Raw genomic sequence first — 25,846 nt, 5'->3', positions numbered from 1 at the left:
CCTCAGGCGGAGGCGTTGCCGGCCTTCCACACCTTCCACGGGACGGCCCAGTCGCCGTAGGTGTCCCACACCGGAAGCTCGTCGCCACCCGAGTTGGAGATCTCGACGACGTCGCCGAGCCGGAACGTGTCGTACATCCATTTGGCGTCGGCGGGGCTGAGATTGACGCAGCCGTGCGAGACGTTCGCCGATCCCTGCTGGCCCACGGACCACGGTGCCGCGTGGACGAACTCACCGTCGTTGGAGATCCGGAGATTGTCGAAGACGGTCTCGCGGTAGTAGCCGGGATCACCCTGGCAGACGCCGTAGCTGCACGAATCCATCACGGTGCTCGCTGAGCGCTCCGAGACCACATGGACACCCCGGTGCGACGGAGTAGTCGGCTCGCCCAGGCTCATCGGCATCGTGCGAACGAGTTCGCCGTTGTGGAACACCGTGAGCTGTTCGGTGTTGCCGTCGGCTTTCGCCACCCACGAGTCGTGAACCTTGTAATCCACCGCGTTGTCCTCGGCGCCGTAGACGCCGTCGCCGAGGTCGACTCCGTAGACGTTCGCCTCGATGTGGATCTTGGTTCCGGGCTTCCAGTAGTCCTTAGCGCGATAGTGGACGCTCTGATCGTCGGTCCAGTACCAGGCGCCGGGCTGACTCGGCGTAGTGGTGACGACAAGATGCTTCTCGACTTCGGCGCGATTCTTGATCGGCTTGGTGAACTGGAAGACCATCGGCTGTCCGACCCCGATGCCGTCCTCGGACACCACTTCCGGTGCCGGGACCACGTTCGCGTACGCCGTGTCGTCGGGGTCGATCGTCTTCACGGTGAACGTCTGTCGCGTGTGCTTGCCGTCGGGGTTCACCGCATCCGCTTTGACGGTGTACGTGGTGCCGTAACCGAGGTCCTCGGTGGTGTGCCACTCCTCGCCGCCTTCGGACGACGCGCCCTTGACGTTTTTGCCCTTGCGGTTGGTGACGGTGACCGTCGTGAGGTCGCCTCGACTGGCGCGAACGCTGATCGGCGTCGTCGGGTTGATCGGCTTCGCCGTCGAGTCGGCGAGGGTGATCTTTGCCGCCGGCGCCGGATCAGGCGTCGAGCCTCCGCTGCTGCACGCGGCGGCGAACACCGCCACCGACGCCAGGCCGGCGACGGCGAGCATCCTGGCCGGGCGACGCATCACTGCTTTCCGTCCACTGCGGCGAGCACGCCCGCTGTGGTGGCAGACGCCGCCACCGTGACGGCGAGCACCGACGGCCAGGCGCCGAGTTTCTTGGCGAGCGGATGCGAGGCGCCGAACGCGCCGAGATAGGCGGCGGTGAGTCCGCCGGTGACGGCGGCGCCGCGGGAACGCCACGACATCCCGGCGGCGACTCCGGCCGCCGCGAGGACAACCCCTCCGAGCTCACGTCGCCCGGTGTATCGGGCTGTGGCATAGCCTCCGATGAGTCCCGCGGCGACGAACGGGACCGATGAATCGATCGTCATCTATTCATGGTACTGACGCACTCAACTAGAACACGTTCTATTCTGGTGTCATGGACGTGACATACGAGTCGACCAAGCGCGAGCTCACCACTGATCAGGGCGTCATCCGCTACCACGAGGCGGGCGCCGACAACAGCGAGGTGCTGCTGCTCCTCCACGGCAGCGGCCCCGGCGTCACCGGGTGGCGCAATTACCGCGGCAACCTGGAGTTCTTCGCCAAGACGCACCACTGTTACGTCGTCGAGTTCCCCGGCTTCGGGGTATCCGACGCCGTCGAGGGACACCCCGTCCTGACCGCGGGCGCATCGGTGATCCGGTTCATGGACGCCCTCGGCATCGACAAGGCCGCTGTGATCGGAAACTCCATGGGCGGTGTGGTCGGAATCAACCTCGCGATCAAGTATCCCGACCGGATCGCGAAACTCGTGACGATCGGCGGCGTCGGACCCAACGTGTTCAGCCCCAGCCCGTCCGAGGGCCTGCGTCTGCTGCAGGAGTTCACCGACGCCCCCGACCGCGACAAGCTGGTGCGCTGGCTCAATTCGATGGTCTTCGACCGGTCGCTCGTCACCGAAGAGCTCATCGAGGAGCGGTGGGAGGCGGCCATCAATCCGGACGCCGCCAAGACCGCGGCGATGATGTACGGCTCGAAGTCGTTCGAGATGATGCAGCAGTTCATGGCCAACTCGACGACCCCGCCGTACTGGGCGTCGATGCACCTCGTGAAGTGCCCGACCCTCCTCGCATGGGGACGCGACGACCGCGTGAGCCCGCCCGACATGTCGATGGTCCCGATGCGACTGATCCCCGACGCCGAACTCCACGTGTTCCCGAAGTGCGGACACTGGGTGATGATCGAGGCGAAGGACGCGTTCGAAAGCTCCGTCGCCGCGTTCCTCGCTCGCTAAGAACCACCCCGAGCTGCGACGATCGCGGGCGACATGACGGCAGACAGGTCGCCCGCGACGTCGAAATCAGCTTCCGGCGGCATCGCCACGTAGCTGATCGCGAGTCGTGTGATCATCCGCGCGATGGGTCCCGACATGTGTTCGGGCAGCGCGATCCACGATTCGCGGAGAGTGGTGTCGAGACGCCGCGACGCCGACTCGATGAGCGGCGCGGAGTCGGTGGTGATCAGCTTGAGAAGGTCGGGCTTGGCCTCGCCGCTGAGCAGGGACTGAATCATCGGGTCCTGGCTCGCGCTGGCGAAGAACCCGGCAAAACCTGCGGCGAGGGCACCTTCCACGTCGTTGGGCATTGCCTCCACGGCCGCCCCGATCTCACTGGTGAACTCCTCCACCAGGCGAAGGGCGTACGCCTGCGCCAGACCGTTGCGCGACGAGAACTCGTTATACACCGTCTGTCTGCTGACGCCCGCATGCTTGGCGACATCACTCATGGTGACCTGCGACCAGTCCTTGATGGTCATCAACTCGCGCAGGCCGTCGAGCAGCGACGTACGCAGCAGGAGCTTGCTCGCTGCCGCGTACGTCGGCCGGTCACTCGTGGGTGCGCTCACACCGTCGAGCCTAGCGATGCGTCGATCTCCGCGCGGCATGTCCGGGCGGCAGCGGCTCGTCCGACGGTGACCGCACCGATCAACCGCCCGTCTCGCGTCACTCGTACGGTGGCGTCGTCGTCGGCGAGCGATCCGTCGATCTCGACGTCGCCGTCAGCGGGCCAGCCCACTGTCTGGACGTTGATCCCGTATTGAATCGTCCAAGCGCGCGGCACGTCTCGGAATGTCGGAGCGACTGCTCCGCCGAGTGCCGCGAGCACCGATCCGGCGACGGCCTTGCCCTGATCAGTCGCGCCGAACCAGTGTCCGCCGACTGACGGATCTCCAGTCAGCAGATCCGGAGGAGCCGCCGCGTCGCCTGCCGCGTAGATGTCGGGTGCACTCGTGGCGAACCCCGAGTCGACGACGATCCCGGCGCGGGAGCACTCGAGGCCCGCCGCTTCGGCCAAGCCGACGTCCGGGCGCATTCCGACAGCCGCGACGACGGGACCGTCGATCGCGGCGCCGTCGGATAGGACCACGCCGTCGGCCGACGCGGAGACGACCGCTGAGTCGAGGTGCAGCCGAACGCCGTTGCGTCGATGCAGTTCGGCGAACCACTCCGACACCACCGCGGGGACCGCGCGGCCGAGGATCCGGTCGGCCGCTTCGATCACGTCGACGTCGAATCCACGCGCGGCTGCCGACGCAGCCAGTTCGAGTCCGATCAAGCCGCCTCCGACGATGGCCACCCTGGCGGCCTCTTCGATCGCCTGCCGGGCGGCGAGCGCCTCGTCGAGGGCCCTGATCGTCCGAACGTCCGCGCCGAGCCATGGCGGCCGGGCCGCCGCGCCGCCGGTCGCCAGGACGAGTGTGCGATAGCCGATCTCGTCGCCGTTCGAGCAGACCACCGTGTGCTCCGACGGATCGATCGCGGTGACGTTCACCCCCGTGCGGAGGTCGATGTTCCGTTCGGCCCACGACTGCGGCTTCTGCAGCGCGATCTTCTCGACGGACAGATCAGCGACGAGCAGGTCCTTCGTCAGCGCAGTCCGGCGGTACGGGGCTTCTGGTTCTGCGCCGATGAGCGTCACCGGACCGTCGTACCCGCCCGCTCGAAGAGCGACCGCGGCTGTGGCACCCGCCGTCCCGCCCCCGACGACGACAACGCCGGCGTCGAAAGCGGAACGATCAGAACTGGTGGTCATGGCCGTGCAACCTCGACCATTTCGAAATCGGCCTTGGCGGCGCCGCAATCCGGGCAGCTCCAGTCGTCCGGGATGTCGTCCCATCGGGTGCCGGGCTCGATGCCGTCTTCGGGCCAGCCTTCCGCCTCGTCGTATTCGAACCCGCACTGCATGCAACGGAAGAGTTTGAAGTTCATGTCAGGCTCCAATCGGAAGGAAGTCGATCTTGTCTCGAACACCGCAGTCCGGGCAGTTCCAGTCGTCGGGCACGCTGGCCCACGGGGTGCCTGCCGCGTAGCCCTCACGGGGGGCTCCCTCTGCCTCGCGGTAGACGTACTCGCAGTTGGGGCATCGGTACGCGGTGGCGGCCGGACGATCGAGCAGGGCGACTGCGGTGTCTTGTGCGGCGGCCGGCGCCTGGGCGCGAGCGGTCTGTCCGTACTTGGCGAGGAGCTTGGCTTCCTTGCCCGGCTGCAGATTGGCACGGGTGAGGTCGCCGTCGTAGTGCTCGATGACGCGCTTGTCCATGATCTTGCGCCAGATCGGCGGGAAGTAGGCGATGCCGATCATGCTGGCGTAACCGCTGGGGAGGTTCGGAGCCTCCTCGAAACTGCGGAGTGTCTGGTAGCGACGCGTCGGGTTCGCGTGGTGATCACTGTGACGCTGCAGGTGATACAGGAAGATGTTTGTGCAGATGTGGTCACTGTTCCAGCTGTGTGACGGGGTGCAGCGCTCGTAACGACCGCGGGCGTTCTTCTGCCGGACGAGGCCGTAGTGCTCGAGATAGTTGACGGTCTCCAGCAGCGAGAAACCGTAGACGGCCTGCAGGACCATGAAGGGCAGGATCTGCCAGCCGAAGACCGCTGCGAGCACACCCCACAGGACGATCGACATGACCCACGCGTTGAGAACGTCGTTGCTCCGATGGAACACCGGCTTGTCGATCTTCTTGAGGCGGTTGGCCTCGAGTTCCCATGCCGACTTCAGACTGCCGTAGACACTGCGCGGCAGGAACGACCAGAAGGTCTCACCGAAGCGCGAGCTCGCCGGATCCTCGGGGGTGGCGACGCGGACGTGATGACCACGATTGTGCTCGATGAAGAAGTGACCGTAGAACGTCTGCGCGAGAGTGATCTTCGACAGCCAGCGCTCGAGTGACACCTTCTTGTGGCCGAGCTCGTGAGCTGTGTTGATGCCGATGCCGCCCATGACGCCGATCGACAGGGCGAGACCGATCTTGGAGACGATGCCGAGCGATCCGCCGTCGACGCCGAGCCAGCTCAGGTCACCGAAGCGGCCGTTCGGACCCGCGGTCCAGAGGTACGCCGCGAAGATCAGGCTGGCGAACTGGAACGGAATGTACGCGTAGGTGCAGTACCGGTAGTACTTGTCGTTCTCCAACTGCTCCATGAGTTCGTCCGGCGGATTCTGACCGTCGGGCCCGAAGAACACGTCGAGGATCGGGAGCAGGACGTAGAGCAGAATCGGGCCGATCCACCACCAGACCGGGGACACGGTACCGAGCCAGGCCCAATCGAGCTTGTCGCCGGCCCAGTTCATCAGCGCGATGAGTCCGGTCGCGATGAACACTGCGGTCGGTGGAATCAGGCCGAGAAGCCAGAGGTGGCGCTTCTTGTCACGCCATTGAACGTCGTCGACGGGGCTGTCGTCGATTGTCGGATTCGCCATGTCTTCCTCCTGGTGAGGCGAGTTGGTGAACTTGACATTAGACGTTGGCACGTCGGTTGTCTAGACATCTGGACTAATTTGTAAAGTGCTCGACTTCACTCTGATCCGGTGAACTCCTGGCTACTATCGGGCTATGGGCTATTCGCGATTCGTCGCCATCGGCGACTCCCAGACCGAGGGGATGTGTGACGGAGACGATTCCGCCGGCTACCGAGGCTGGGCCGATCGCCTCGCTGAACGCCTGGCCGTGGACAACCCGGACTTCCGGTACGCAAACCTCGCCATCCGTGGGAAGAACACCCGGAACACTCGCGACGAACAACTCGAGCCGTGCCTGTCCCTGGCTCCCGACCTGATCGCGGCGCCGTTGGGCATGAACGACGTGATCGGACGCGCCGACCCCGCCGTCGTCCGCGCCGATCTCGACTTCATCTACCGACGTCTTGCCGAATCCGGTGCGACCGTTGTCATCTCGACGTTCCCCGACGTCGCTCGCACGATCCCGTTCGGGCGCAGTGTGGAAGACCGGCTTCTCCTGATCAACGACATGATGCGCGAGTTCGCGACGACGTACGGCTTCATCCTGGTCGACCTGTACAGCGCACCCGTCCTGACCGACCTGCGCTCCTGGGCGCGCGACCGATTGCACGCATCCCCTACCGGCCACGACCGCTTCGCCGCGGGAGCCGCATACGCGCTCGGACTCGAGGGCAGCTCCGCCGACTGGGGTCATGCCCTCCCACCGATCGACGACCCCAACCGAGTCCTGCGGACGCTCGGCGACGCCCGGTGGGTGGTCGAATTCTTCACCCCGTGGATCATCCGGAAACTCCGCGGCCGATCACTCGGCGACGGGCGTGTGGCGAAACGACCAGAGCTCGCTCCCGTGATCCTCCCCGGCATCTGACCCATCCGGCTGCGTCGCCCCAGTCAGGCGGCCGTTCGCCCGACCCGCGACAGTAGACTCCGAAGGTCGACATCGGAGCGGAGGTACGTGAGTGATCGTCGAGTCGGGTGACCGCACCGAACGGATCCTGATGCGTTTGATCGTGGCGACCGCGGTCGCGTGCATCGCTTTCGGATTCATCGTCGACACACCGGCCGACGTGATCCGCGGCATCGGCGACATCGTGATCGCACCCGATGTCCTCGTCACCGACTTCGTACTGCTCGGCGGGCTCGGTGGCGCATTCGCACAAGCCGGTCTCGTCACGCTCCTCGCGTGCCTCACATACCGGCTGACCGGAGCGAAGGTCGACGGCGGCGCGGTCGGCTGCCTGTACATGGTGCTGGGATTCGGACTGTTCGGGAAGACGATCGTGAACGTCTGGCCCATCCTCATCGGCGTGGCTCTGTACGCGCTCTGGCGACGCGAGGCTCTGCGCGATTCGGTGACGACGGCGTGGTTCGCGACAGCACTGTCGCCGGTCTTCTCCGAGATCGCCTTCAACACCGGTCTGGTCAAGTGGGTGTCAGTTCCCGTCGGCCTCGCGACCGGGCTTCTCATCGGCTTCATCGTCTCGCCGGTCGCGCGCGGCCTGTTCCGCGCGCACAACGGGTTCACCCTCTACAACATGGGGTTCGTCGCGGGCATTCTCGGCGCGGTGATCATCGCGGTCTTCCGGTCGTTCGGGTTGGAAGATCAGCCGCCCATGACATGGACCAGCGGGAACGACGGTCCCCTGCTGATCCTGTGCGCGATCCTCATCGCGATGGTCGTCATCGCCGCATTCGCCCTCGACCGCAGGCCGTGGCGCGGCTACCGCGGCCTGCTCCGCCGCACCGGGCAGGCGCCCGCCGACTTCATCGGATCCGACGGCCCCGGTCCCACCCTGCTCAACATGGCGATCACCGGAACCCTGACGACAGTGCTCATGGTGGCCATCGACGCAGACTTCAACGGTCCCGTCGTCGGTGGAATCGTCAGCGTCATCGGCTTCAGTGCGTGCGGAAAGCACGCGGTGAACATCGTTCCGGTCATGCTCGGCGTGATCCTCGGAGCACTCACCAAACCACTCGGGCTCGACGACGACGGCGTCGTGTGGGCGGTCATGTTCGGCACGTGTCTCGCTCCGATCTCGGCGCGCTTCGGCCCGCACTGGGGCGTGCTCGCCGGCTTCCTCCACGTCTCGGTCGCCCAGATCGCCGGTTCGCTGACGATCGGGCTGAACCTCTACGGCAACGGCTTCGCAGCCGGAATGGTCGCCGCGGTGCTCAGCCCGATCGCCCTGATGTTCGTTGAACGCCGAGAGTCCGATCGGCTCCAGGAACCGGAAGCGGTCCCGTCGACTTAGTGCGTGTGCTCGCCGTGATCGTGGTCGCCTGCGTGCGAGTGCGGGGCCATCGGGCCCGGATCGGCGGGAACAAGTGCGCCGCCGCGATGCTCGGCCAGCACACCGTGCACCCATGCGACAAGATCGTCGATGCTCTCCTCGTCCCGCTGGCTCAGTGCGACGACGGGCAGTCCGCCCCGCACCGATGACGCGTCGGTCACCATCTGGGCCGGGTCGACGCCGACGTGCGGCCCGAGATCGGTCTTGTTGACCACCAGCAGATCCGCGCGTTCGATGCCCGGCCCGCCCTTGCGTGCCACGTCACCGCCGCCCGCCACGTCGATGACGAAGATCTGCGTGTCGACGAGCGCGGGGCTGAACGTCGCTGTCAGGTTGTCGCCGCCGCTCTCGACGATCACCAGGTCCAGAGGGGCGAACTCGGCTTCGAGGTCTTCTACCGCCAGCAGGTTCGGCGTCACGTCGTCGCGGATCGCGGTGTGCGGGCAGGCGCCCGTCTCAACGGCGACGATGCGCTCCACCGGGAGCACACCTGCCGCACGCAGCAACCGGGCGTCCTCGTCGGTGTAGATGTCGTTGGTCACGACCGCCATCTCGAGGCTCTCCGCCAGTCGACGGCACAGCGTCGCGATCAGAGTGCTCTTGCCTGTTCCGACCGGCCCGGCGACTCCGAGTCGGAGCGGACGTTCCGCCTGGTTGATGCTGCTGACGGTCGTCTCAGGCATGAATGCTGATCCTGTTCTTCGGTACGGACGTGGCAGTTCGACGATAGCGCGCGCTACTGCGCGGCAGGTTTCCGGAAGGTGACGTCGGTGGTCAGCTCATCACGGCAGGCGAAGTAGTCGTCGCCGAGCCGAGCCGAGCCCGCGGTGATCCGACCGTCGTCTCCACACACGACTTGCCCCTGCTTATCGCCGACGAGCAGCCGCCACATCCCGGTCTGAGGGTCCACCACATCGCGGGGTCCTCGCAACCGCACCAGACGGGTTCCGTCGAATGTGTACACGCCGAACCACGCGTGGGTGCCGTCCGTTCCACGACCGATGACGATCTCGTGGCCCGGTTTCGCGTCCAGGTCGTAAAGCGCGACGTCGCGCGTCACCGACTCCGAGTAGACATAGGCGGCACGAGGGACAACCGCCGATTGGACGCCTCTTTCATCGTCGAACGCAACACGCAGTTCGGCGCTTCCGTCAACGCCCTCGACCACACCGATTCCCTGAAGCGACGTCCCGTCGGCGACGGTTCCAGCGCCCACCGAGGTGCACGCCGGTCCGATCCGTCCGCATGGATCGACCGCGATCGGCCCATCGTCGACCACGGTTTCAGGACTGCACGCAGCGAGCGCTGCCGTCGCCGCGACGACGGCAGCCGAGCGCAGGATCCGCATGCCGACCATCGTCGCAGACCGGCCGGTGCGCCGACCGGAGTCTGAGTCGGCGTGGCGGGGCGAGGGGGCTCGGTTCAGGCGGGGAGACGACCTTCTGCCACGTCGAGCACCCACTGCTCGGGCTCTTGGCCTTGCAGCCGGGCCACCTTCACCAGAATATTCGCCGCTGACCGGCGCGCGCGCGGCTGGTCCGACCAGCAAGAATGAAATCGGCGCCTGCACGTTCGCGAGCACTCTGTTCCAGACGAGCACTCTCATCGGGAGACGTCATGACTGTTCACCTCGGCCCGGGTCACTCGACGACCTACGTGGCCTAAGATTAGCAGTCGCGGCCAGAATTCCGACCTCACTAGAGGTCACCAGAGGCGACTCCGTGAGCGCTTCCAGAACAGCAAACCCCAGTTCACTCGACGCATCGTCGCCCCTGTGGGCTTGCTCCGCCGCCCACTGGAACCGTCGCCACCACTCGGCCCGTGCGTCGAAGCGATCGCGGTGCATTCGGTCCATCGCTTCGGACCGTTGCCTCTGCCACAGGGTGCCCACCACACCGATCGACGCGAGCACCCCGACGATCAAGTGTGCCCCAGGCCTGCGGCGTCATCACGACGCCCGTGGGAGCTCATCGTGACGGGCGAACAGTGCCATCGCCTGACGCAACGCGTACGGGATCTCGTAGGCGCAACCGAGAGCATCGTCGTGCCGATCGACAGCCTCCTGAAACCACCACAGTGCTGTCGACAGTTCGTCGAAGGCCGCAATGAGCTCCTCGTCCTCCTCTGTCGGCTCGAGCTCCAGCAACCGATGACGCCGCGTCGCCGCGTCCCACTCGTACTCGAGGGCGACCAATGAACACGTGCGGACGATGTCGCGGAGCGACACACCGTCGCCGAGCTCGAAACGCATCGGCAACACCCTTCCGTACCGTTCGGCACTCGGCTCGAATCGCATCATCCGTTTGAGCCACTCATCGATCGATCCACCCTCGTCACGCGCGAGTTCGTCGGCGATCGTGGGCCACTCCCACACCGGGGCCCGTGCCGCGCGACGCAGTGCCAGCCTCAGTTTCGGCGAGGCGCCGTGCCGCCTCTTCGATGCGGTCTTCTTCCTCCGTGACATGTCGTCCCCCTTCGACAGAACGAGGATCGCACCGAATCACGGAACCGTCGAGACCGAAGTCCACAGGCGGTGACCTGCAGAAACGACCAAAGCGGCCCCGGTGGATTTCTCCACCGGGGCCGCCATCTCGACTGCGCTCGATGAGCCGGGAACGGCTCGATGAGCGGGGAAGGCCCGCTCGACGAACGCGGCGAGTTGTCAGATCACTTGACGAGGTTCTCGTTCGTCAGGGAGGTGACGCCTGCTTCAGCCTTCTCGACCAGCGAGGCCGGGGGCTCGAAGTGCGAGCCGTACTTCGACGCGAGGTCGCGAGCGCGGGCGACGAAGCCTGCGATGCCACCCTCGTAGCCGTTGATGTACTGCACGACGCCGCCGGTCCAGGCCGGGAAGCCGATGCCGAAGATCGAACCGATGTTGGCGTCCTCGACAGAGGTGAGCACACCCTCGTCGAAGCACTTCACCGTCTCGAGCGCCTCGGCGAAGAGCATGCGCTCCTTCATGTCCTCGAAGGGGATCTCCGTCGAACCCGAGTTGAAGTTCTCACGGACACCCGGCCAGATGAGGCCGCGCTTGCCGTCGACGTAGTCGTAGAAGCCCTTGCCGTCCTTCTTGGCGGTGCGTCCGAGCTCGACCATCTTGTCGATGACCGCGTACGAACCGTGCGGCGTGGGCTCCTGGCCTGCCGCGCGGATCGCTGCCTCGGTCTCCTGACGGATCTTCTGCGGCAGGGTCAGCGTCAGCTCGTCCATGAGCTGCAGCGGCGGAGCCGGGTAACCGGCCTGGCTGCCTGCCTGCTCGATGAACGCGGGCTCGACGCCCTCACCGACGGCGGCGACTGCCTCGTTGATGAAGGTGCCGATCACGCGGCTGGTGAAGAAGCCGCGGCTGTCGTTGACGACGATCGGCGTTTTGCGGATCGCGAGCGTGTAGTCGATGACCTTGGCGAGGACTTCGTCCTTGGTCTTCTCACCACGGATGATCTCGACCAGCGGCATCTTGTCGACCGGCGAGAAGAAGTGGATTCCGATGAAGTCCTCGGGACGGTTGACGCCCTCGGCCAGGATCGTGATCGGCAGGGTCGAGGTGTTCGAGCCGAGGACGGCGTCGGGCTCGACGATGTCCTGGATCTCCTGGAACACCTTGTTCTTGACCTCGACCGACTCGAAAGCGGCCTCGATCACCAGGTCGACACCCTTGAAGTCGGCGGGGTCGATAGTGGGGGTGATGCGGGCGAGGAGCGCATCGCTCTTCTCCTGCGTGGTCTTGCCGCGCGAGAGAGCCTTCTCCTCGAGCTTCTCCGAGTAGCCCTTACCGCGCTTGGCAGCCTCGATGTCGATGTCCTTGAGGACGACCTCGATGCCGGCCTTGGCCGACACGTACGCGATCGCAGCGCCCATCATGCCTGCGCCGATGACGCCGACCTTCTTGGCCTGGAACTTCTCGAAGCCCTCGGGACGCGAGCCGCCGCCGTTGATGTGCTGCAGGTCGAAGAAGAACGCCTTGATCATGTTCTGCGCGACCTGGCCGGTCACCAGCGACACGAAGTAGCGGGTCTCGACCTCGTCGGCGGTGTCGACGTCGACGTACGCACCTTCGATGGCTGCGGCCAGGATGGCACGCGGCGCAGGCATGTTGGTGCCCTTGATCTGCTTGCGCAGGAGGGCCGGGAAGGCGGGCAGGTTCGCTGCGACAGCCGGGTTGGTCGGTGCGCCGCCGGGCATCTTGTAGCCCTTGACGTCGAACGGCTGCTGAGCCTCCGGGTTGGCCGCGATCCACTTCTTCGCAGCGGGGACGAGCTCCTCGATCGAACCGACGACCTCGTTGATCAGGCCGATCTCCTTGGCCTTGGTCGGGTTCAGACGCGGGCCCTGGAGCAGAACGCCCATGAGCGCCTGCTGGAAGCCGAGGAGGCGTACGGTACGGACGACACCGCCGCCGCCCGGGAGCAGACCGAGGGTCACCTCGGGCAGGCCGAGCTGGTTGCCCTTGACGTCGGCTGCGACGCGGTAGTGGCAGTGGAGAGCGATCTCCAGGCCGCCGCCGAGTGCCGCGCCGTTGATGGCGGCGACGACCGGCTTGCCGAGGGTCTCCAGACGACGCAGGACCTTCTTGAGACCGTTGGTGCGGTTGGTGATCTCGGTGGCGATCTCCTCCTTGGACTTGTCACCGCGTCCCGCGGTCATGTCCTTGAGGTCGCCGCCCGCGAAGAAGGTCTTCTTCGCCGAGGTCAGCACGACACCGGCGATGTCGTCCTTCTCAGCTTCGAGGCGCTCGATGGTGGCCGACATCGAATCGATGTAGGTCTGGTTCATCGTGTTGGCGCCCTGGTTGGGGTCGTCCATCGTCAGGACGACGACGCCGTCGGCGTCCTTCTCCCACGAAATCATGTTCTCAGTCATGAAAGTCTTTTCCTTTTGTTCCGTGGCCGTCAGAGGCGCTCGATGACGGTTGCGACACCCATGCCGCCACCGATGCAGAGGGTGACCAGGCCGTAGCGGCCGCCGATGCGGTCCAGCTCGTCCAGCGTGCTGCCGAGGATCATCGCGCCGGTTGCACCGAGCGGGTGACCGAGGGCGATGGCGCCACCGTTGATGTTGACCTTCTCGTGGGGAACCTTGAGGTCCTTCATCCACTTCATGACGACCGAGGCGAAGGCCTCGTTGAGCTCGAACACGTCGATGTCGTCGACGGTCAGACCTGCGCGCTTGAGGGCGAGCTCGGTCGACGGCGTCGGGCCGGTGAGCATGATCGACGGCTCGGAACCGATCTCGCCGTACGAGACGATGCGGCCGCGAGGAGTCAGGCCGTTGCGCTTGCCCGCCTCCTCGGAACCGATGAGGACCAGGCCGGAACCGTCGACGATGCCGGAGCTGTTGCCGCCGGTGTGGACGTGGTTGACCTGCTCGACGTTCGGGTACTTCTGCATCACGACGTCGTCGAAGCCTGCCATCGCGGCGAGGCCTGCGAACGCGGGCTTCAGCTTGCCGAGGCTCTCCGCGGTGGTGCCGGGACGACGGTGCTCATCGTTGTCGAGCAGGGTGACGCCGTTGATGTCCTTGACGGGGATGATCGACTTCGAGAAGCGACCCTCGTCCCACGCCTGTGCGGCGCGGCGCTGCGACTCGGCGGCGTACGCGTCGACGTCGTCACGCGAGAAGCCCTCGATCGTCGCGATGAGGTCGGCGCCGATGCCCTGCGGCGCGATGTAGTTGTCGTACGCGGTGGCGGGGTCCATGAAGAGGGCGCCGCCGTCGCTGCCCATCGGCACGCGCGACATCGACTCGACGCCGCCCGCGAGGACGAGGTCGTCGAAGCCCGAGCGGACCTTGGCTGCCGCCAGGTTCACGGCTTCGAGGCCCGAAGCGCAGAAGCGGTTGATCTGGGTGCCGGGGACGGTCTCGCCGAGACCCGAGGTGAGAGCTGCGGTACGTGCGATGACCGCACCCTGCTCGCCGACCGGGGACACGACGCCGAGAACGACATCGTTGATGTCCTTCGGGTCGAGATCGCCGTGACGGGCGAGGAGTCCGTCGATCAGACCCGAGACGAGGTCGATCGGCTTGACGCTGTGCAGCGAGCCTCCGCGCTGCTTGCCACGGGGCGTACGGACCGCCTCGTAGATGAATGCTTCGTCGGACACAAGTGTTCCTTTCACACGAACCTCAGATGGTTACGACCATGAGGCTAACCCCCAATAACGGTTTTGGCTATACCGGGAGGTCAGGTCTATACAAATTCGTCAACACTTCGGCTATGGTCGGTTCACCATGACGTCAACTTCAGGTGTGCGCCGCGCCCGGTCCAACGACCGTAGGCGTCAGCTGATCGATGCCGCGACACTACTGTTCGCCGACCGCGGATACCCGCATGTCAGCGTGGCGGACATCGCTCGGCACGCAGGCGTCAGCGCGCCGACCGTCTACCGACATTTCGAGGACAAACAGGCGCTCCTCTTCGACGCCGTGCAGGCCTCCGTCGACGATCTGGAGGCGAACACCGCCGCTGCGAATCTCGACGAAGCCGACGACCCCGCCGAGGCGCTGGCGGTCGCCGCCGTCCGGCTGAGCATGTCGAATCCACAGTCGACGTCGTTGTGGCGATGGTCAGGTCAGCACCTGTCCGTCGAGCAGAACCGAGAGGTGGTGCGCCGGACGCGGAGCGTTCTTCGTCAGTGGGCGTCGGCCATCGGCTCCACGCGCCCCGATCTCACCGAGCGCGAGACGATGTACCTCGCAGGCGCCGTGCTCAGCGTGGTCGGCAGCGTGGTCGGACGTGCAGTACGGACGGTCCCGCTCAACGTCGAGGCCGAACTGCTCGCGTTGCTGCGTCAGATCCTGCGGCTCACCCCGAGCGATGCGACCCCTCTGATCGAACCTGCGGGCATCGAGGCGCCGCGCACCCGCCGCGACGAGATTCTGGATGCTGCTGCAGTTCTGTTCTCCCGCAAGGGATTCGCAGGCACCGGAGTGGACGACATCGGCGCCGCCGTCGGGATCACCGGCCCGAGCGTCTACAAGCACTTCCCGTCGAAGAACGCGATCCTCCTCGCGATCGGTCAGCGCAGCGGCAACCAGCTCGACGCCTGGGCGATGGTGTCGTACGCGGCGAGCCCCGATCCAGCCGTCCGACTCCGGTCGCTCGTCGACACCTACGTGCACGTCATCACGTCGTCGCCCGACCTCATCGTGGCGTTGACGAGCGGGTACTCGCTCGCGGGCGATCCTCATGCGGGCGAACTCGTGGCCAGTCAGCGTCGCTATGTGGCACGGTGGATCCAGCTGCTGACCGAGTACGCACCGGAGCGCAGTGTCGAATCGACAGGCCTCGTCGTCCACGCCGCGCTGGCGATCGTGAACGACGCGGAACGACTGCCGCGCAGTACGCCGCGGCCCGAGTTCGCCGCCCGGATGGCGTACCTGATGAAGGGACTGCTCGGTGTCTGACGAACCGGTCAGCTACACGCGTGAAGAGCTCGTCGACGCCCTGCAACTCGATCACGACTACGCACAGCGATTCTGGAACGCCTTCGGTTTCGCCCAGGACACCGGTGCCACCGGCCACAGATTCACAACGGAGGACCTTGCGGCGCTTGCGATCTACGTGCAGGGCGACCACGCGATGGACACCTCCGCACAACTCGCGGCCGCACGCTCGATCGGACAGGCGACAGCACGTCTGGCCGAATGGCAGGCAGAGCAGATCCGACTCCTCGCCGCCAACGACGACATCACGGCCACCACCGACCAGATGATCGACGCTCTCGCTCATCTGCAGACACTCGTGTGGCGCCGCCACCTGGAGTCGTACCTGTCGGCGCCGGATCAGGACGAGGCCGAGGCCGACACGGTGATCGGCTTCGCCGACATCGTCGGCTACACGTCGATGTCGCGGAAGCTCGCTATGGCCGAGCTCGAGGATCTGCTGGAGACGTTCGAGTCGTCTGCGCACAGCATCGTCGTCGCCAGCGGCGGACGAGTGGTCAAAGCGATCGGCGACGCGGTCATGTTCACTTCCCCCGACGCCCACGCGGCCGCGGAGACCGCCGTCGCGCTGCACGCACTGACCTCGGGCGGCGAACTGCCAACCCTCCGGATCGGCATCGCACGCGGGCATGCACTCACCCGTCTCGGCGACGTGTTCGGCGAACCGGTCAACATCGCCGCCCGACTCGCGAGTTCCGCGCACTCGGGCACCACACTGGTCGACGAGAACGTCTCCGACGATCTGAAGGGCGACGAACAGTTCCGAGTCCGGTCGATTCCGGCACTGTCCGTTCGCGGGTACCGCCGCCTGCACGCATGGGCCGTCACCAAGAATCGCCACGCGAACTGAGCCTTTACGCGACGCCGGTTTCCGCCGCATGACGCTCGCGTGAACAGGTGAGATTCACTGTGGCGCAGGCGATGTGAGTCGTCGCACCGACAACGGCGGCGGCCCGATCGCGTCTGCACAATCGAGTGCATGACCCCATTGTTCGACGCCGTCACATCATGAGCCCGAACACACACGGGCCAGTCGTCAACCGGGAGACCGCTGTCGGTTCCGACGCCCGACTCTCCTGGCTGCTCGCCGGGGTGGCCGGCATGGTCGGCGCCGTGGCGTTCCTCCACAGCGCCGGGTACTTCGTCACGTTCATGACCGGCAACACCGAACGCGCGGTCGTCTCGTGGTTCGGCGTCTCGACCACCCAGAAGGTCGCGGGCGCGGGAGCTGTCGCGGCGATCGTGCTCATCGTCGCTTTCGTCGCCGGCGTCTGGGCGGCGTCGTTCTGCCGCCGCCGGTACTGGCAGAACCATCCGCACGGACCGACCGTCCTGACCACCGCTGGGCTGCTCGCCGCGGCAGGTCTCGACTTCGCTACGACGGCTTCGATGAGCCCGAGGTCAGGTTCCTGCCGATCGTCGTCATCACCTTCGCCATCGGCGCGCTGAACACCTCCTTCGTCAAGAACGGCGAGGTCTCGGTCCCGCTGTCCTACGTCACCGGCACGCTCGTGAAGCTCGGCCAGGGCATCGAGCGTCACCTGACCGGAGGCGGAACCGTCTACGACTGGCTCGGCTACGCGATGGTCTACGTCGGGTTCCTCGCCGGAGCAGGCGTCGGAGGTGTCGTCGCCTCGGTGTTCACCGGGCCTCAGGTGATTCTGGCAGCCGGGCTGCTGTGCGGTGCGACCAGCCTGATCACATTCCTGCACTCCGACCGCAAGGCGATCCTCGGCTGATCCGACTCAAGAATCCAGTGGAGGATGTCACACCCTGCCCGTACGGTGATCGTGTGAACAATCGACACGACGCATCCGTAGCAGTCGAAGCCGTCGACCTGGTCAAACGGTTCGGCGATTTCACGGCGGTCGACGGCGTGAGCTTCGCCGTCCCGACCGGCACGGTCCTCGGCATGCTCGGCCCGAACGGCGCAGGCAAGACGACCACCGTCCGCATGATGACCACCCTCAGCGACCCGACGTCGGGCACCGCGCGAATCAATGGTTTCGACGTCCGCGAGAATCCGGACGCCGTCCGACGCAGCATGGGCCTCACCGGCCAGGCCGCAACGGTCGACGAGCTGCTCACCGGACGCGAGAATATGCGCATGATCGGCGGTCTCTACGGCATAGGCCGCAAGGCGCTGAAGGAACGGACCGAGCAACTGCTCCATCAGTTCTCCCTCACCGATGCGGGCGACAAGACCGTTCGCGAATACTCCGGCGGCATGCGACGCCGGATCGACCTCGCGGTCAGCTTGATCGCGGCGCCGCCGGTCCTATTCCTCGACGAGCCGACCACCGGCCTCGACCCGCACAGTCGCAACGAACTGTGGGACGTCCTGCGGGGACTCGTCGCGGCGGGGACCACTCTGGTGCTGACCACCCAGTATCTCGAGGAGGCCGACCAGCTGGCCGACCGCATCGTCGTCGTCGACGCGGGAAAGATCATCGCCGAGGGCACTCCGCTCGAATTGAAGACGCAAGCGGGAGCGGCCAGCCTGATCACCACGGTGACCCACGCCGCCGATGTGAACGCGGCTCGGGCGATCCTCGATCAGGTGGCGGGTGACGTGTTCGTCGACGAGCATGCCCGCACCCTCACCGTGCCCGCGGGCGGGCTCGCCGACCTCACTCGCGTCGCGGGGATGCTCGACGAGTCGGGGATCGCAATCGACGACATCGGGCTGTCGCGCCCGAGCCTCGACGATGTCTTCCTCAGCCTCACCGGCCATCGTGCCGAACCCGGCTCCGAGTCCGCCTCCGATTCTGAAGGAGCGAGCGCATGAGCGCCCCCGCAATCGACCCCCGACTCGCGATCGATCCGCCGAGCCTCTGGCGTCAGACGTCGATCATGGTGCAACGCAGCATGATCCACACCAAACGCATGCCCGAGATGCTGTCCGACGTCACGGTCCAACCGATCATGTTCGTGGTGCTGTTCGCATTCGTGTTCGGTCCGGCGATGCCGGTGCCCGGCGGCGGCAGCTACCGCGAGTATCTGCTGCCCGGCATCATGGGCCAGACGATCGTGTTCACCGCGTTCATCGTCGCCAACGGCATCACGGCCGACGTCGACAAAGGCATCGTCGACCGGTTCCGTTCGCTGCCCATCAACCGGACGTCGTACCTGCTCGGTCGAGCGATCGCGTCGTTGATGCACTCGTCCATCGGCATCGTCGTGATGGCGTTGACGGGCCTCGTGATCGGCTGGCGGATCCATACGTCGTTCCCGGAGGCGGTCCTGGGCTTCGCCCTGGTCTTGGTGTTCGGCTTCGGCATCATCTGGTTCGGCATTCTCGTCGGATCGTGGCTCAAGTCAGTTGAGGCCGTGAACGGCTTCATGTTCACGCTGCTCTTCCCACTGACGTTCCTGTCGAACGCGTTTGTCCCGACGGCGCCGATGGCGACGTGGCTGCGGACGATCGCCGAGTGGAACCCGGTGTCGTCGCTGGTCCAGGCCATGCGTCAACTCTGGGGCAACGGTCCGAAGGCCACCGACGCGAGCGCACTCCCGCTCCAGCACCCGGTCCTCGCGACGATCCTCTGGTCGATCGCTCTCACGGCGATCTTTGCACCGTTCGCTCTGCGCGCGTTCCGCCGGCGTACCGCCGACTAGGCCCCTCCCGCTTCCCGCTGCACCTGTCGACTCCCGCTAATTGTCAGACGATTAGCGGGAGTCGACGCGTCACGCGGGAGCGTCGTCCTCGGTCTGCTGCGCGCCCATCAGGCCGAGAACCGGCGTCGTCACCTTCTCGAGCGCAGCAACCGTCGCCGCCTGTCGCTGAGCGAACTCGGCCACAACCCCGGACAATTCGGCCTGGACCTCGGCGAACTTGGCGATCGTCTCTGCCAGCTTCCGCTGCTGGACGATGAAATCCTGCATCGGCTGGGCGACGGCTCCGGCGACGCCGGTGGCACTACCCGCCAGGCTCGTCACCGCCCCGCTCAGCTCGGCGACCTGCCGCATCAGCTCATCCGGGGCGGCCGCTCCTGCCGACGCACCGGCAGCAGCCATTCCGCGGATCTTGTGCAACGTCTCTGAGGCGACCTTCACCGCCTGCTCCTGCGACTTGCTGAACAGCGACATCGCGTCATACGTCCGCTGACCCTCGTCGGGCTTCTCCGGCTCAGACATGAGCGAAGCGTAACGCGACGTGGTGCCCGAGCCCGTGAACCACGCTCAGACTTCGCCGAACACGTTGTGGTGCTGACCGGTCGTGGTCGGACGCCAGGGAACGACTAGGAAATGGTTCGCCGATCAGGCGGTGTGCGAGAGAGCGTCGAGCGGGTCGGCGTAGATCGCGTCGAGAGCGACGGCGCCCGCGGCCTTCTGCTGGACAGTGATCGCCGAACGTGCGACACGAACATCACGCTGGGTGACGACCGACGTCGCACGCAGTGCCTTGCTGACTGCGGGAAGAGCTTCAGGGTAGTCGGTGAAGGCCTGCCCGCCGAGAATCACGTGATCCGGGTTGAAGATGTCCGAGATCAACGCGACGGTCCGGCCGAGGATCTCGGCACGTTCGGTGAGGATGTCGTGCGCGACGGTGTTGCCGGTACGGGCGGCGGCGCGCAGTTCATCGATCGACGACACCGACAGCCCCGCCTTCTCTGCGGCGTACAGGACACCCGAATCGCCGACGGTGTCTTCGAGACGTCCGGTGCGATCAGGATCGAGAAGCGTCGTCTCGCCGGTCGGGAAGTGCCCGATCGTGGGCGGACCCGCGGCAGGCGTGTGGACGGTGCCGTCCACACTGAATGCGATGCCGACCATTTCGCGGGCGTAGAAGTACAGGAAGTTCTGGCTCTGGTCGGACGGCGTGTTGACGACCAGTTCTGCAGCGGCCATCGCCTCGACGTGCGACGCGACGGATACGGGCAGTCCGATGGTCTCCGCGATCACTCGCCCGACGGGGACGTTCGACCATCCGAGACGCGGATGATCGACGACGCCGCCTTCGGCGACTCGTCCGCCGATGGCGACTCCCGCCCAGAGCAGGCGCTTACCGACCCAGCGATCGGCGAAACGGCGAGCGCTTGCGCCAACCGCGGCGACGACTTCTTCGGGAGTCCCGGCCTGCGGCGTCGGGATCGCGATGGCGCCGACAACGCGGTGCATAAGGTCGTGAGTCGTGATCGACGTGGTCTTGTAGCCGATGTGAATCCCGACGGTCAGGAAGCCGGTCGTGTTGATCTCGAACGGGACGCGGGGACGTCCCACGGCGCCGGGCGGCGTCAGATCGGCGCGCTCGCGGATCAACCCCGCCTTGAGCAGAGCGCTGACCTGGCGGTTCACGGTTGAGATCGACAGCCCGGTGGCAGCAGCGGTGTCATCGCGGAAGACCGGCCCCGAGACGCGGGCGGTGCGCAGAACAAGTGCGGCGGCCTTCGTCGACAGTTGCAGACCTGCAGTGGCGACATGCGGAGCGGTCGGCGACGGGACCGAGCGGAGACGAACGGGAGCGATCTCGACGGTGGTCGAGGGGAGGGGACGAGCGAGGGTGGAAGTCATTTTCAGGGGTCCTTGTGCCGGACGCGCAACACGACAGCAGTCGATCGCGACGAAAGAGAGTGCCCGCAGGAGAGCAGGCGAGAAATGGGCTGGTTCAGCGCATTCGGCGACAACAGAGGACCCGAGCCAGCGGCAGACGGCAACCCAGAGCGGTGGTCACGTAGGTGACCTCCGGGATCGCGTGCAGCTGACGAGTCATGGAGCGAAGCTAGCAAGCACCCGCGACGCATGGCAAGTGAAGCAGGCCGTCTACGGTGGAAACGTGACCACCGCCACCCACCCCCACATGCACAGAACGGCCTGCTGAGATGGGCGCCATCTACCTCGTCCGTCATGGTCAAGCACCTGCACACGCGTACGGCGTCGGCAGCGCCGACGGCACCGGCCCCGGGCTCACCGAACTCGGATTCGCCCAGGCCCGACGCACCGGCGAGCTACTCGCCGGCTTCGTCCCGACGTTCGACGCCGCCGTCTCCGGCGACCTCCCGCGCCAACGGGACACCCTCACCGGCGTCCTCGAAGGATTCGGCACCCGACCGGATCATCAAGTGGACGCCGACTGGAACGAATACGAGCTGCCTGCAGAACTCATGACTGCGGCAGCCGACCTGTTCGCCGACCGCGCCGCGTACCAGAAGGTGCTCGACGCCGGGCTCGACGCGTGGATCGCCGGAACCCAGCCCGCCGACGAGACCTTCGCGGAGTTCCTCGCCCGCACGCACGCCGCATCGCAACGCGCCGCCGAACTGGCCGGATCCGGAAAGAACGTGCTCATCACGTCGTCCGCAGGGACCATCGGACTGCTCGTGTCACAACTGTGGGGTGTCCCGCCGGCCGGATGGCCCGCGGTGTCCAGGACGTTCGTGAACGCGTCGGTGACCAAGATCGTCTCCGGGCGGAGCGGCCTGACCGTCGTGTCGGTCAACGAGCACGGCCACCTGGCCTCCGACGGAATCCTGTCGTTCCGGTAGGGACGGGACTCGATAGGCGTCTCGACTGCGCTCGACGAACCGAAAGGTCGCGACGGCCCGGGGCTAAGCCCGGTGCAGGTTGGGGCCGGGGCGGGTGAGCACCGCCTGCGGGAGGACCGCCCAGCGCGAGAGCTGCGAGACCGCGTAGGCGACGGTTGCGACGTCCTCGGCGGAGATCATCTCGTCACCGGGGATCGCCCCCTCCCCTTTTGTCCACTCCGACATGTCCGTGTCGACGTAGCCGGGCGCGATCGACGTCGCCGAGACGCCGTTCACCGACTCCTCGAGGTTGAACGTCTCGCACATCGAGATCAGGGCCGCCTTCGTCGCGCCGTACGCCGCCATCTCCGGCTCGGGATACACCCCGGTGATCGACGAGATCGCGATGACCTTCGCCGCCCCTGCTGCGTCGACCGCCGCCCGAAGGCTCGGCAACAGTCCCTGCATCAACTGGAACGGCGCACGCACGTTGACCTGGTACAGCCGGTCGAAGCGCCGGGCAGGGAAGTCGGCGAAACCACCCTTGAGTCCCATGCCTGCATTGACGACGAGTGCGTCGGTGCGTCCGTACTCCTCGACGTGGCGGGCGATCAGGGCGGCGACGGCATCCTCGTCGGTGGAGTCCGCAGCCACCGACAGCACTCGGCCGCCGTGCTCACGGAGTTGATCGGCACGCGCGTCAAGCGCCTCCTGGCGGCGAGCACTGATCGTCAGGTCCCACCCCTCGCGGGCGAACCGGTTCGCGACAGCCGCTCCGATCCCACGCGAACCCCCGGTCACCAGCGCTACCTTGCGTGCAGTCATTTCACGGCCTCCAGTCCCTGTGCGATGAATGATGCGGTGGCCTCAGCAGCCTTCTCCGCGCCCGCCGCGCCGGACGATCCGCCCTGCAGTGCGCGGTGGGTGATGCCCTCGGCGATGACTCCCAGCTTCAGGTTGGCGAGGCCGAGGTAGAACGCCCAGTCGCCGAGGTCTGCTCCGGTCGCCTGCGCGTAACGCTCGGCGAGCGAGTCCGCGTCGGGCAGACGGTCGCTGGTCCACGCGGCGTCGAATCCGAGGACCGACGAGAACACCGGCTGGCGGTACACGCACATCAGCGCGACGTCGGTGATCGGGTCGCCGAGCGCCGACAGCTCCCAGTCGACGACGGCTGCGACCCGACCGGGGTCGTCGGGCGCGAGAATCGTGTTGTCGATGCGGAAGTCGCCGTGCACAATCGTGCTGCGCGCGGCTGCAGGAACTCGGTCGGACAAGATGTCGACCAGCCTGTCGACGTCATCGAGTTCCCGGGTCTTGACGATGCCCCACTGCCTGGCCCACAGCTTGATCTGACGAGCAGCGAAGCCCTCCGGGCGCCCGAACTCGGCGAGCCCGACGGCCGAGTAGTCGACGGCGTGCAGGTCGGCGAGCGTCCGGACCAGCGCATCGATCGATGCCTCCACCTGCGCGTCGGAGAAGCGCGCCAGATCGTCCACCGAGCGGATCACGTCACCGTCGACGAACTCGACCACGGTGCAGGGCGCGCCGATCACGTCACCGGCCCGGTCGATCGCGACCGTCGGCGCGACTGGAACGTCAGTCCGCGTGAGCGCCGAGGTGACCGCCCACTCGCGCTCCATGTCGTGCGCCGACGGCGTGAGGCCGCCCATCGGCGGGCGTCGCGCCACCCAGTGGTGAACGTCGTCGCGAACGTCGAACGTCAGATTGGACCGGCCGCCGCTGATCAGGTCGATCCGCAGGTCGCCGACCACGTCGACGCCGTTGCTCTCAAGCAGTCGCCGCAGATCCGCTGCCGCGAGTCCCGCGTGACCACTCATGCCTGACGCTCCTTTCGGGCACGTCCGACAGCGCGCTTGGCGATCGCCCACCGGTGCACTTCGGAAGGACCGTCGTAGATCCGGAACGGACGCAACTCGTCGGCGAGACGAGCCAGCGGCAGGTCCTCCGAGACGCCGAGACCGCCGCACATCTGAATGCTGCGGTCGACGACGCGGGAGAACGCCTCGGCGCCGAACGTCTTCGCGATCGATGTCGAGTCCGATGCATGAGAGCCCTGGTCGAGTTCCCAGCACGCGCGTACCAGCAGTGCGCGCGCCGCGGCGAGATCGATCTCGTTGTCGGCCACGAGTTGTTGGATCATGCCCAGGTCTGCGAGCCGTCCGCCGAATCCCTGCCGCCGTTCGACGTAGTCGAGCGCGACCTTCTGCGCGCGGACCGCCGAACCCATCCACCGCATCACATGTGTCATGCGGGCGGGACCCAGGCGTACCTGCGCATAGCGATAGCCCTCGTTGACCTCACCCAACACGTCGGCGTCGGGAACGAAGACGTCGGTGAACGTCATCTCGCAGTGACCGCCGATCATCGACTTGTCGGTGGTGTGGATATGGCGGTCGACTCTGATGCCGTCAGTGTCGCCGGGTGCGAGGAACATCGTCGCACCGCCGCGGTCACCCGGTTCACCCGATGTGCGCGCCATGATGATGAAGAAGCCCGCCCCGTCGGCACCGGTGATGAACCGCTTGCGTCCGTTGATCTTCCAGCCGCCGTCGACTCGCGTCGCCATCGTGGACAGGGCGTTCGGATCCGCGCCTGCACCCGGTGACGGCTCAGTCATCGCGAACGCACTGCGGACCGCCCCGGCCGCGAGCGGCGCCAGGTATTCGTGACGCTGACGGTCGTCGGCGATGTGGGCGAGCATGTGGACGTTGCCCTCGTCCGGTGCACCGATGTGCAAGGCGACCGGTCCGAACGTCGACCGTCCGGCGGCTTCGAACACGGGCGCGCGGTCGGACATCGAGAGCCCGAGTCCACCGAACTCGACAGGTGCGTGCGGCGCGAACACACCGGCGGCCTTGGCCTTGGCGTTCAGTTCACGCCGGAGGTCGTCACCGCCGGCCGCTGTCACGTCGCCGCGGAACTCGTTCTCCACCGGAAGGACGTGTTCGTTGATGAAGAGCTCGGTCCGAGCCACCAACTCGACTACCTCGGGACGGTAGGACAGATCGATCGTCATGAGCACAATCCCCGTTTCTGACCGAGCGCTCGCTCGGTCACGCGACCACTGTCCCACGAGACCCAGGTCACGTCAAGGACGATTCCCAGAAGTGATCAGCGAGACGGTCGGTATCCGACGATCGCACGGGCGTAGTCGAGGTTTCTGGCGATCAACTCGTCGGCACCGAGTTCGCCGTCCACTCGGTACCAGGTCGAGACACCGACACACATCGACGCGACGGCCCGTGCCGCCCCCTTGGGGTCGACCGTGACGAACACACCCGACCGGACGCCGGAGAGAACGATCTCGTCGACCATCCGCTGCTGACGCGTCCGGTGCCCGATGTAGGTCGGCCGATAGTCGTCGTCGAGGCTCCGGAGCTCGGTCGACCCGACGAAGGCCTGCTCTCGACGGAACATGTGGAAGCGCAGCAACGACTCGACGACCGCGTCGAACTGCGTCACCGGATCGTCGCCCGCCTCCTCGATCGCCTGCGCGGACCGACGAAGGAGATCGGTCATCGTCAACTCGAGCAGTCCTTGCAGGAGAGACTGCTTGGACGGGTAGTGGTGATACAGGCCGGGCACCGACAAGCCCGCGCGCGACGCGATGTCACGCACTGATGTGCCGTGATAGCCGTGCTCCATGAAGGCCTCGAGCGCGGCCCGGAGAGGCGCCGGAAGGTGGACAGCGCCGTAGTCGCGCCACGAACCGGTGGTCGGTCGAGTCATCG

The 25,846-nt window shown here is 66.3% G+C and carries 25 protein-coding genes and 1 pseudogene; 9 read left to right on the top strand and 17 right to left on the bottom strand.

What is annotated here, in order from left to right:
• Window positions 1-2: 2 nt before the first annotated feature.
• Both GM1_RS05215 and GM1_RS05210 read right to left on the bottom strand, forming a co-directional pair.
• A complete protein-coding gene (locus tag GM1_RS05215) occupies window positions 3-1,169 on the bottom strand; it encodes a L,D-transpeptidase (protein WP_008377106.1) in 1,167 nt (388 codons plus the stop codon).
• The gene (locus GM1_RS05210) at window positions 1,169-1,477 is read right to left on the bottom strand and encodes a hypothetical protein (RefSeq protein WP_008377105.1); all 309 of its coding nucleotides are present in this window, start codon (window positions 1,475-1,477) and stop codon (window positions 1,169-1,171) included. Before GM1_RS05210 ends, GM1_RS05215 begins: the two co-directional genes overlap by 1 nt.
• 50 nt (window positions 1,478-1,527) lie before the next feature.
• Here GM1_RS05210 and GM1_RS05205 point away from each other — a divergent pair, with 50 nt between their 5' ends.
• Complete coding sequence (locus GM1_RS05205) at window positions 1,528-2,385, top strand: alpha/beta fold hydrolase (RefSeq protein ID WP_008377104.1); 858 nt, start codon at window positions 1,528-1,530, stop codon at window positions 2,383-2,385.
• Here GM1_RS05205 and GM1_RS05200 read toward each other — a convergent pair.
• The 4 genes from GM1_RS05200 to GM1_RS05185 are packed head-to-tail and all read right to left on the bottom strand — an operon-like array spanning window position 2,382 to window position 5,851.
• A complete protein-coding gene (locus GM1_RS05200) occupies window positions 2,382-2,996 on the bottom strand; it encodes a TetR/AcrR family transcriptional regulator (RefSeq protein WP_008377103.1) in 615 nt (204 codons plus the stop codon). The genes GM1_RS05205 and GM1_RS05200 overlap by 4 nt on opposite strands.
• Complete coding sequence (locus GM1_RS05195; RefSeq protein WP_008377102.1) at window positions 2,993-4,183, bottom strand: NAD(P)/FAD-dependent oxidoreductase; 1,191 nt, start codon at window positions 4,181-4,183, stop codon at window positions 2,993-2,995. The genes GM1_RS05200 and GM1_RS05195 overlap by 4 nt, the downstream gene beginning before the upstream one ends.
• A complete protein-coding gene (locus GM1_RS05190; protein WP_008377101.1) occupies window positions 4,180-4,359 on the bottom strand; it encodes a rubredoxin in 180 nt (59 codons plus the stop codon). The genes GM1_RS05195 and GM1_RS05190 overlap by 4 nt, the downstream gene beginning before the upstream one ends.
• A gap of 1 nt (window position 4,360) precedes the next feature.
• Window positions 4,361-5,851: a fatty acid desaturase gene (locus tag GM1_RS05185; protein ID WP_008377100.1), complete on the bottom strand. Its 1,491-nt coding sequence runs from the start codon at window positions 5,849-5,851 to the stop codon at window positions 4,361-4,363.
• A gap of 133 nt (window positions 5,852-5,984) precedes the next feature.
• Between GM1_RS05185 and GM1_RS05180 the strand changes: the two genes are divergently transcribed.
• Complete coding sequence (locus GM1_RS05180) at window positions 5,985-6,758, top strand: SGNH/GDSL hydrolase family protein (RefSeq protein WP_008377099.1); 774 nt, start codon at window positions 5,985-5,987, stop codon at window positions 6,756-6,758.
• A gap of 91 nt (window positions 6,759-6,849) precedes the next feature.
• Window positions 6,850-8,145: a DUF1576 domain-containing protein gene (locus GM1_RS05175; protein WP_008377098.1), complete on the top strand. Its 1,296-nt coding sequence runs from the start codon at window positions 6,850-6,852 to the stop codon at window positions 8,143-8,145.
• On the opposite strand, the gene ureG is transcribed toward GM1_RS05175, so the two are convergent.
• The 5 genes from ureG to GM1_RS05145 all read right to left on the bottom strand — a co-directional run bounded on the left by ureG (window position 8,142) and on the right by GM1_RS05145 (window position 14,288).
• The gene (ureG, locus tag GM1_RS05170) at window positions 8,142-8,867 is read right to left on the bottom strand and encodes an urease accessory protein UreG (protein WP_008377097.1); all 726 of its coding nucleotides are present in this window, start codon (window positions 8,865-8,867) and stop codon (window positions 8,142-8,144) included. The two genes, GM1_RS05175 and ureG, sit on opposite strands and share 4 nt — an antisense overlap.
• 53 nt (window positions 8,868-8,920) lie before the next feature.
• Complete coding sequence (locus GM1_RS05165) at window positions 8,921-9,532, bottom strand: hypothetical protein (RefSeq protein ID WP_040519536.1); 612 nt, start codon at window positions 9,530-9,532, stop codon at window positions 8,921-8,923.
• Between the two features lie 600 nt (window positions 9,533-10,132).
• Entirely contained in the window at window positions 10,133-10,648 is a 516-nt protein-coding gene (locus GM1_RS05155; protein ID WP_008377093.1) for a hypothetical protein, read from the bottom strand.
• Window positions 10,649-10,851: 203 nt separating this feature from the next.
• Window positions 10,852-13,047: a 3-hydroxyacyl-CoA dehydrogenase NAD-binding domain-containing protein gene (locus tag GM1_RS05150; RefSeq protein WP_008377091.1), complete on the bottom strand. Its 2,196-nt coding sequence runs from the start codon at window positions 13,045-13,047 to the stop codon at window positions 10,852-10,854.
• 29 nt (window positions 13,048-13,076) lie between these two features.
• A complete protein-coding gene (locus GM1_RS05145) occupies window positions 13,077-14,288 on the bottom strand; it encodes an acetyl-CoA C-acetyltransferase (RefSeq protein ID WP_008377090.1) in 1,212 nt (403 codons plus the stop codon).
• Between the two features lie 127 nt (window positions 14,289-14,415).
• Between GM1_RS05145 and GM1_RS05140 the strand changes: the two genes are divergently transcribed.
• The 5 genes and pseudogenes from GM1_RS05140 to GM1_RS05120 all read left to right on the top strand — a co-directional run bounded on the left by GM1_RS05140 (window position 14,416) and on the right by GM1_RS05120 (window position 19,248).
• Window positions 14,416-15,591 (top strand): TetR/AcrR family transcriptional regulator, encoded by a 1,176-nt coding sequence (locus tag GM1_RS05140; RefSeq protein ID WP_040519534.1) that lies wholly within the window; start codon window positions 14,416-14,418, stop codon window positions 15,589-15,591.
• Entirely contained in the window at window positions 15,584-16,480 is an 897-nt protein-coding gene (locus tag GM1_RS05135) for an adenylate/guanylate cyclase domain-containing protein (protein ID WP_008377087.1), read from the top strand. Before GM1_RS05140 ends, GM1_RS05135 begins: the two co-directional genes overlap by 8 nt.
• Window positions 16,481-16,638: 158 nt before the next feature.
• Window positions 16,639-17,369 (top strand): annotated as a pseudogene (locus GM1_RS05130) (YoaK family protein).
• A gap of 53 nt (window positions 17,370-17,422) precedes the next feature.
• On the top strand, window positions 17,423-18,418 hold the full coding sequence (locus GM1_RS05125; protein WP_008377083.1) for an ATP-binding cassette domain-containing protein: 996 nt from the start codon (window positions 17,423-17,425) through the stop codon (window positions 18,416-18,418).
• A complete protein-coding gene (locus tag GM1_RS05120) occupies window positions 18,415-19,248 on the top strand; it encodes an ABC transporter permease (protein ID WP_008377081.1) in 834 nt (277 codons plus the stop codon). Before GM1_RS05125 ends, GM1_RS05120 begins: the two co-directional genes overlap by 4 nt.
• A gap of 69 nt (window positions 19,249-19,317) precedes the next feature.
• Here GM1_RS05120 and GM1_RS05115 read toward each other — a convergent pair whose 3' ends face one another.
• Window positions 19,318-19,767 carry a hypothetical protein gene (locus tag GM1_RS05115; RefSeq protein ID WP_008377079.1) on the bottom strand — a complete coding sequence of 150 codons (450 nt, stop codon included), beginning with the start codon at window positions 19,765-19,767 and terminating at the stop codon, window positions 19,318-19,320.
• Between the two features lie 123 nt (window positions 19,768-19,890).
• The gene (locus GM1_RS05110) at window positions 19,891-21,144 is read right to left on the bottom strand and encodes an ROK family transcriptional regulator (RefSeq protein ID WP_008377077.1); all 1,254 of its coding nucleotides are present in this window, start codon (window positions 21,142-21,144) and stop codon (window positions 19,891-19,893) included.
• A gap of 308 nt (window positions 21,145-21,452) precedes the next feature.
• On the opposite strand from GM1_RS05110, the gene GM1_RS05105 reads away from it, so the two are divergent.
• Window positions 21,453-22,115 carry a histidine phosphatase family protein gene (locus GM1_RS05105; protein ID WP_008377076.1) on the top strand — a complete coding sequence of 221 codons (663 nt, stop codon included), beginning with the start codon at window positions 21,453-21,455 and terminating at the stop codon, window positions 22,113-22,115.
• A gap of 63 nt (window positions 22,116-22,178) precedes the next feature.
• On the opposite strand, the gene GM1_RS05100 is transcribed toward GM1_RS05105, so the two are convergent.
• The 4 genes from GM1_RS05100 to GM1_RS05085 all read right to left on the bottom strand — a co-directional run bounded on the left by GM1_RS05100 (window position 22,179) and on the right by GM1_RS05085 (window position 25,844).
• A complete protein-coding gene (locus tag GM1_RS05100; protein WP_008377074.1) occupies window positions 22,179-22,919 on the bottom strand; it encodes an SDR family NAD(P)-dependent oxidoreductase in 741 nt (246 codons plus the stop codon).
• The gene (locus GM1_RS05095) at window positions 22,916-23,932 is read right to left on the bottom strand and encodes a phosphotransferase family protein (RefSeq protein ID WP_008377073.1); all 1,017 of its coding nucleotides are present in this window, start codon (window positions 23,930-23,932) and stop codon (window positions 22,916-22,918) included. Before GM1_RS05095 ends, GM1_RS05100 begins: the two co-directional genes overlap by 4 nt.
• Complete coding sequence (locus GM1_RS05090) at window positions 23,929-25,131, bottom strand: acyl-CoA dehydrogenase family protein (RefSeq protein WP_040519533.1); 1,203 nt, start codon at window positions 25,129-25,131, stop codon at window positions 23,929-23,931. The genes GM1_RS05095 and GM1_RS05090 overlap by 4 nt, the downstream gene beginning before the upstream one ends.
• A 95-nt stretch (window positions 25,132-25,226) precedes the next feature.
• Window positions 25,227-25,844: a TetR/AcrR family transcriptional regulator gene (locus GM1_RS05085; RefSeq protein ID WP_008377068.1), complete on the bottom strand. Its 618-nt coding sequence runs from the start codon at window positions 25,842-25,844 to the stop codon at window positions 25,227-25,229.
• Window positions 25,845-25,846: the final 2 nt, after the last annotated feature.

The organism is Gordonia malaquae NBRC 108250 (assembly GCF_000344135.1).
In the GTDB taxonomy this organism is placed as follows: Bacteria; Actinomycetota; Actinomycetes; order Mycobacteriales; family Mycobacteriaceae; genus Gordonia; species Gordonia malaquae.
Note: the sequence above shows the minus strand (reverse complement) of the source record. Positions and strands in the feature narration are given on the sequence as shown.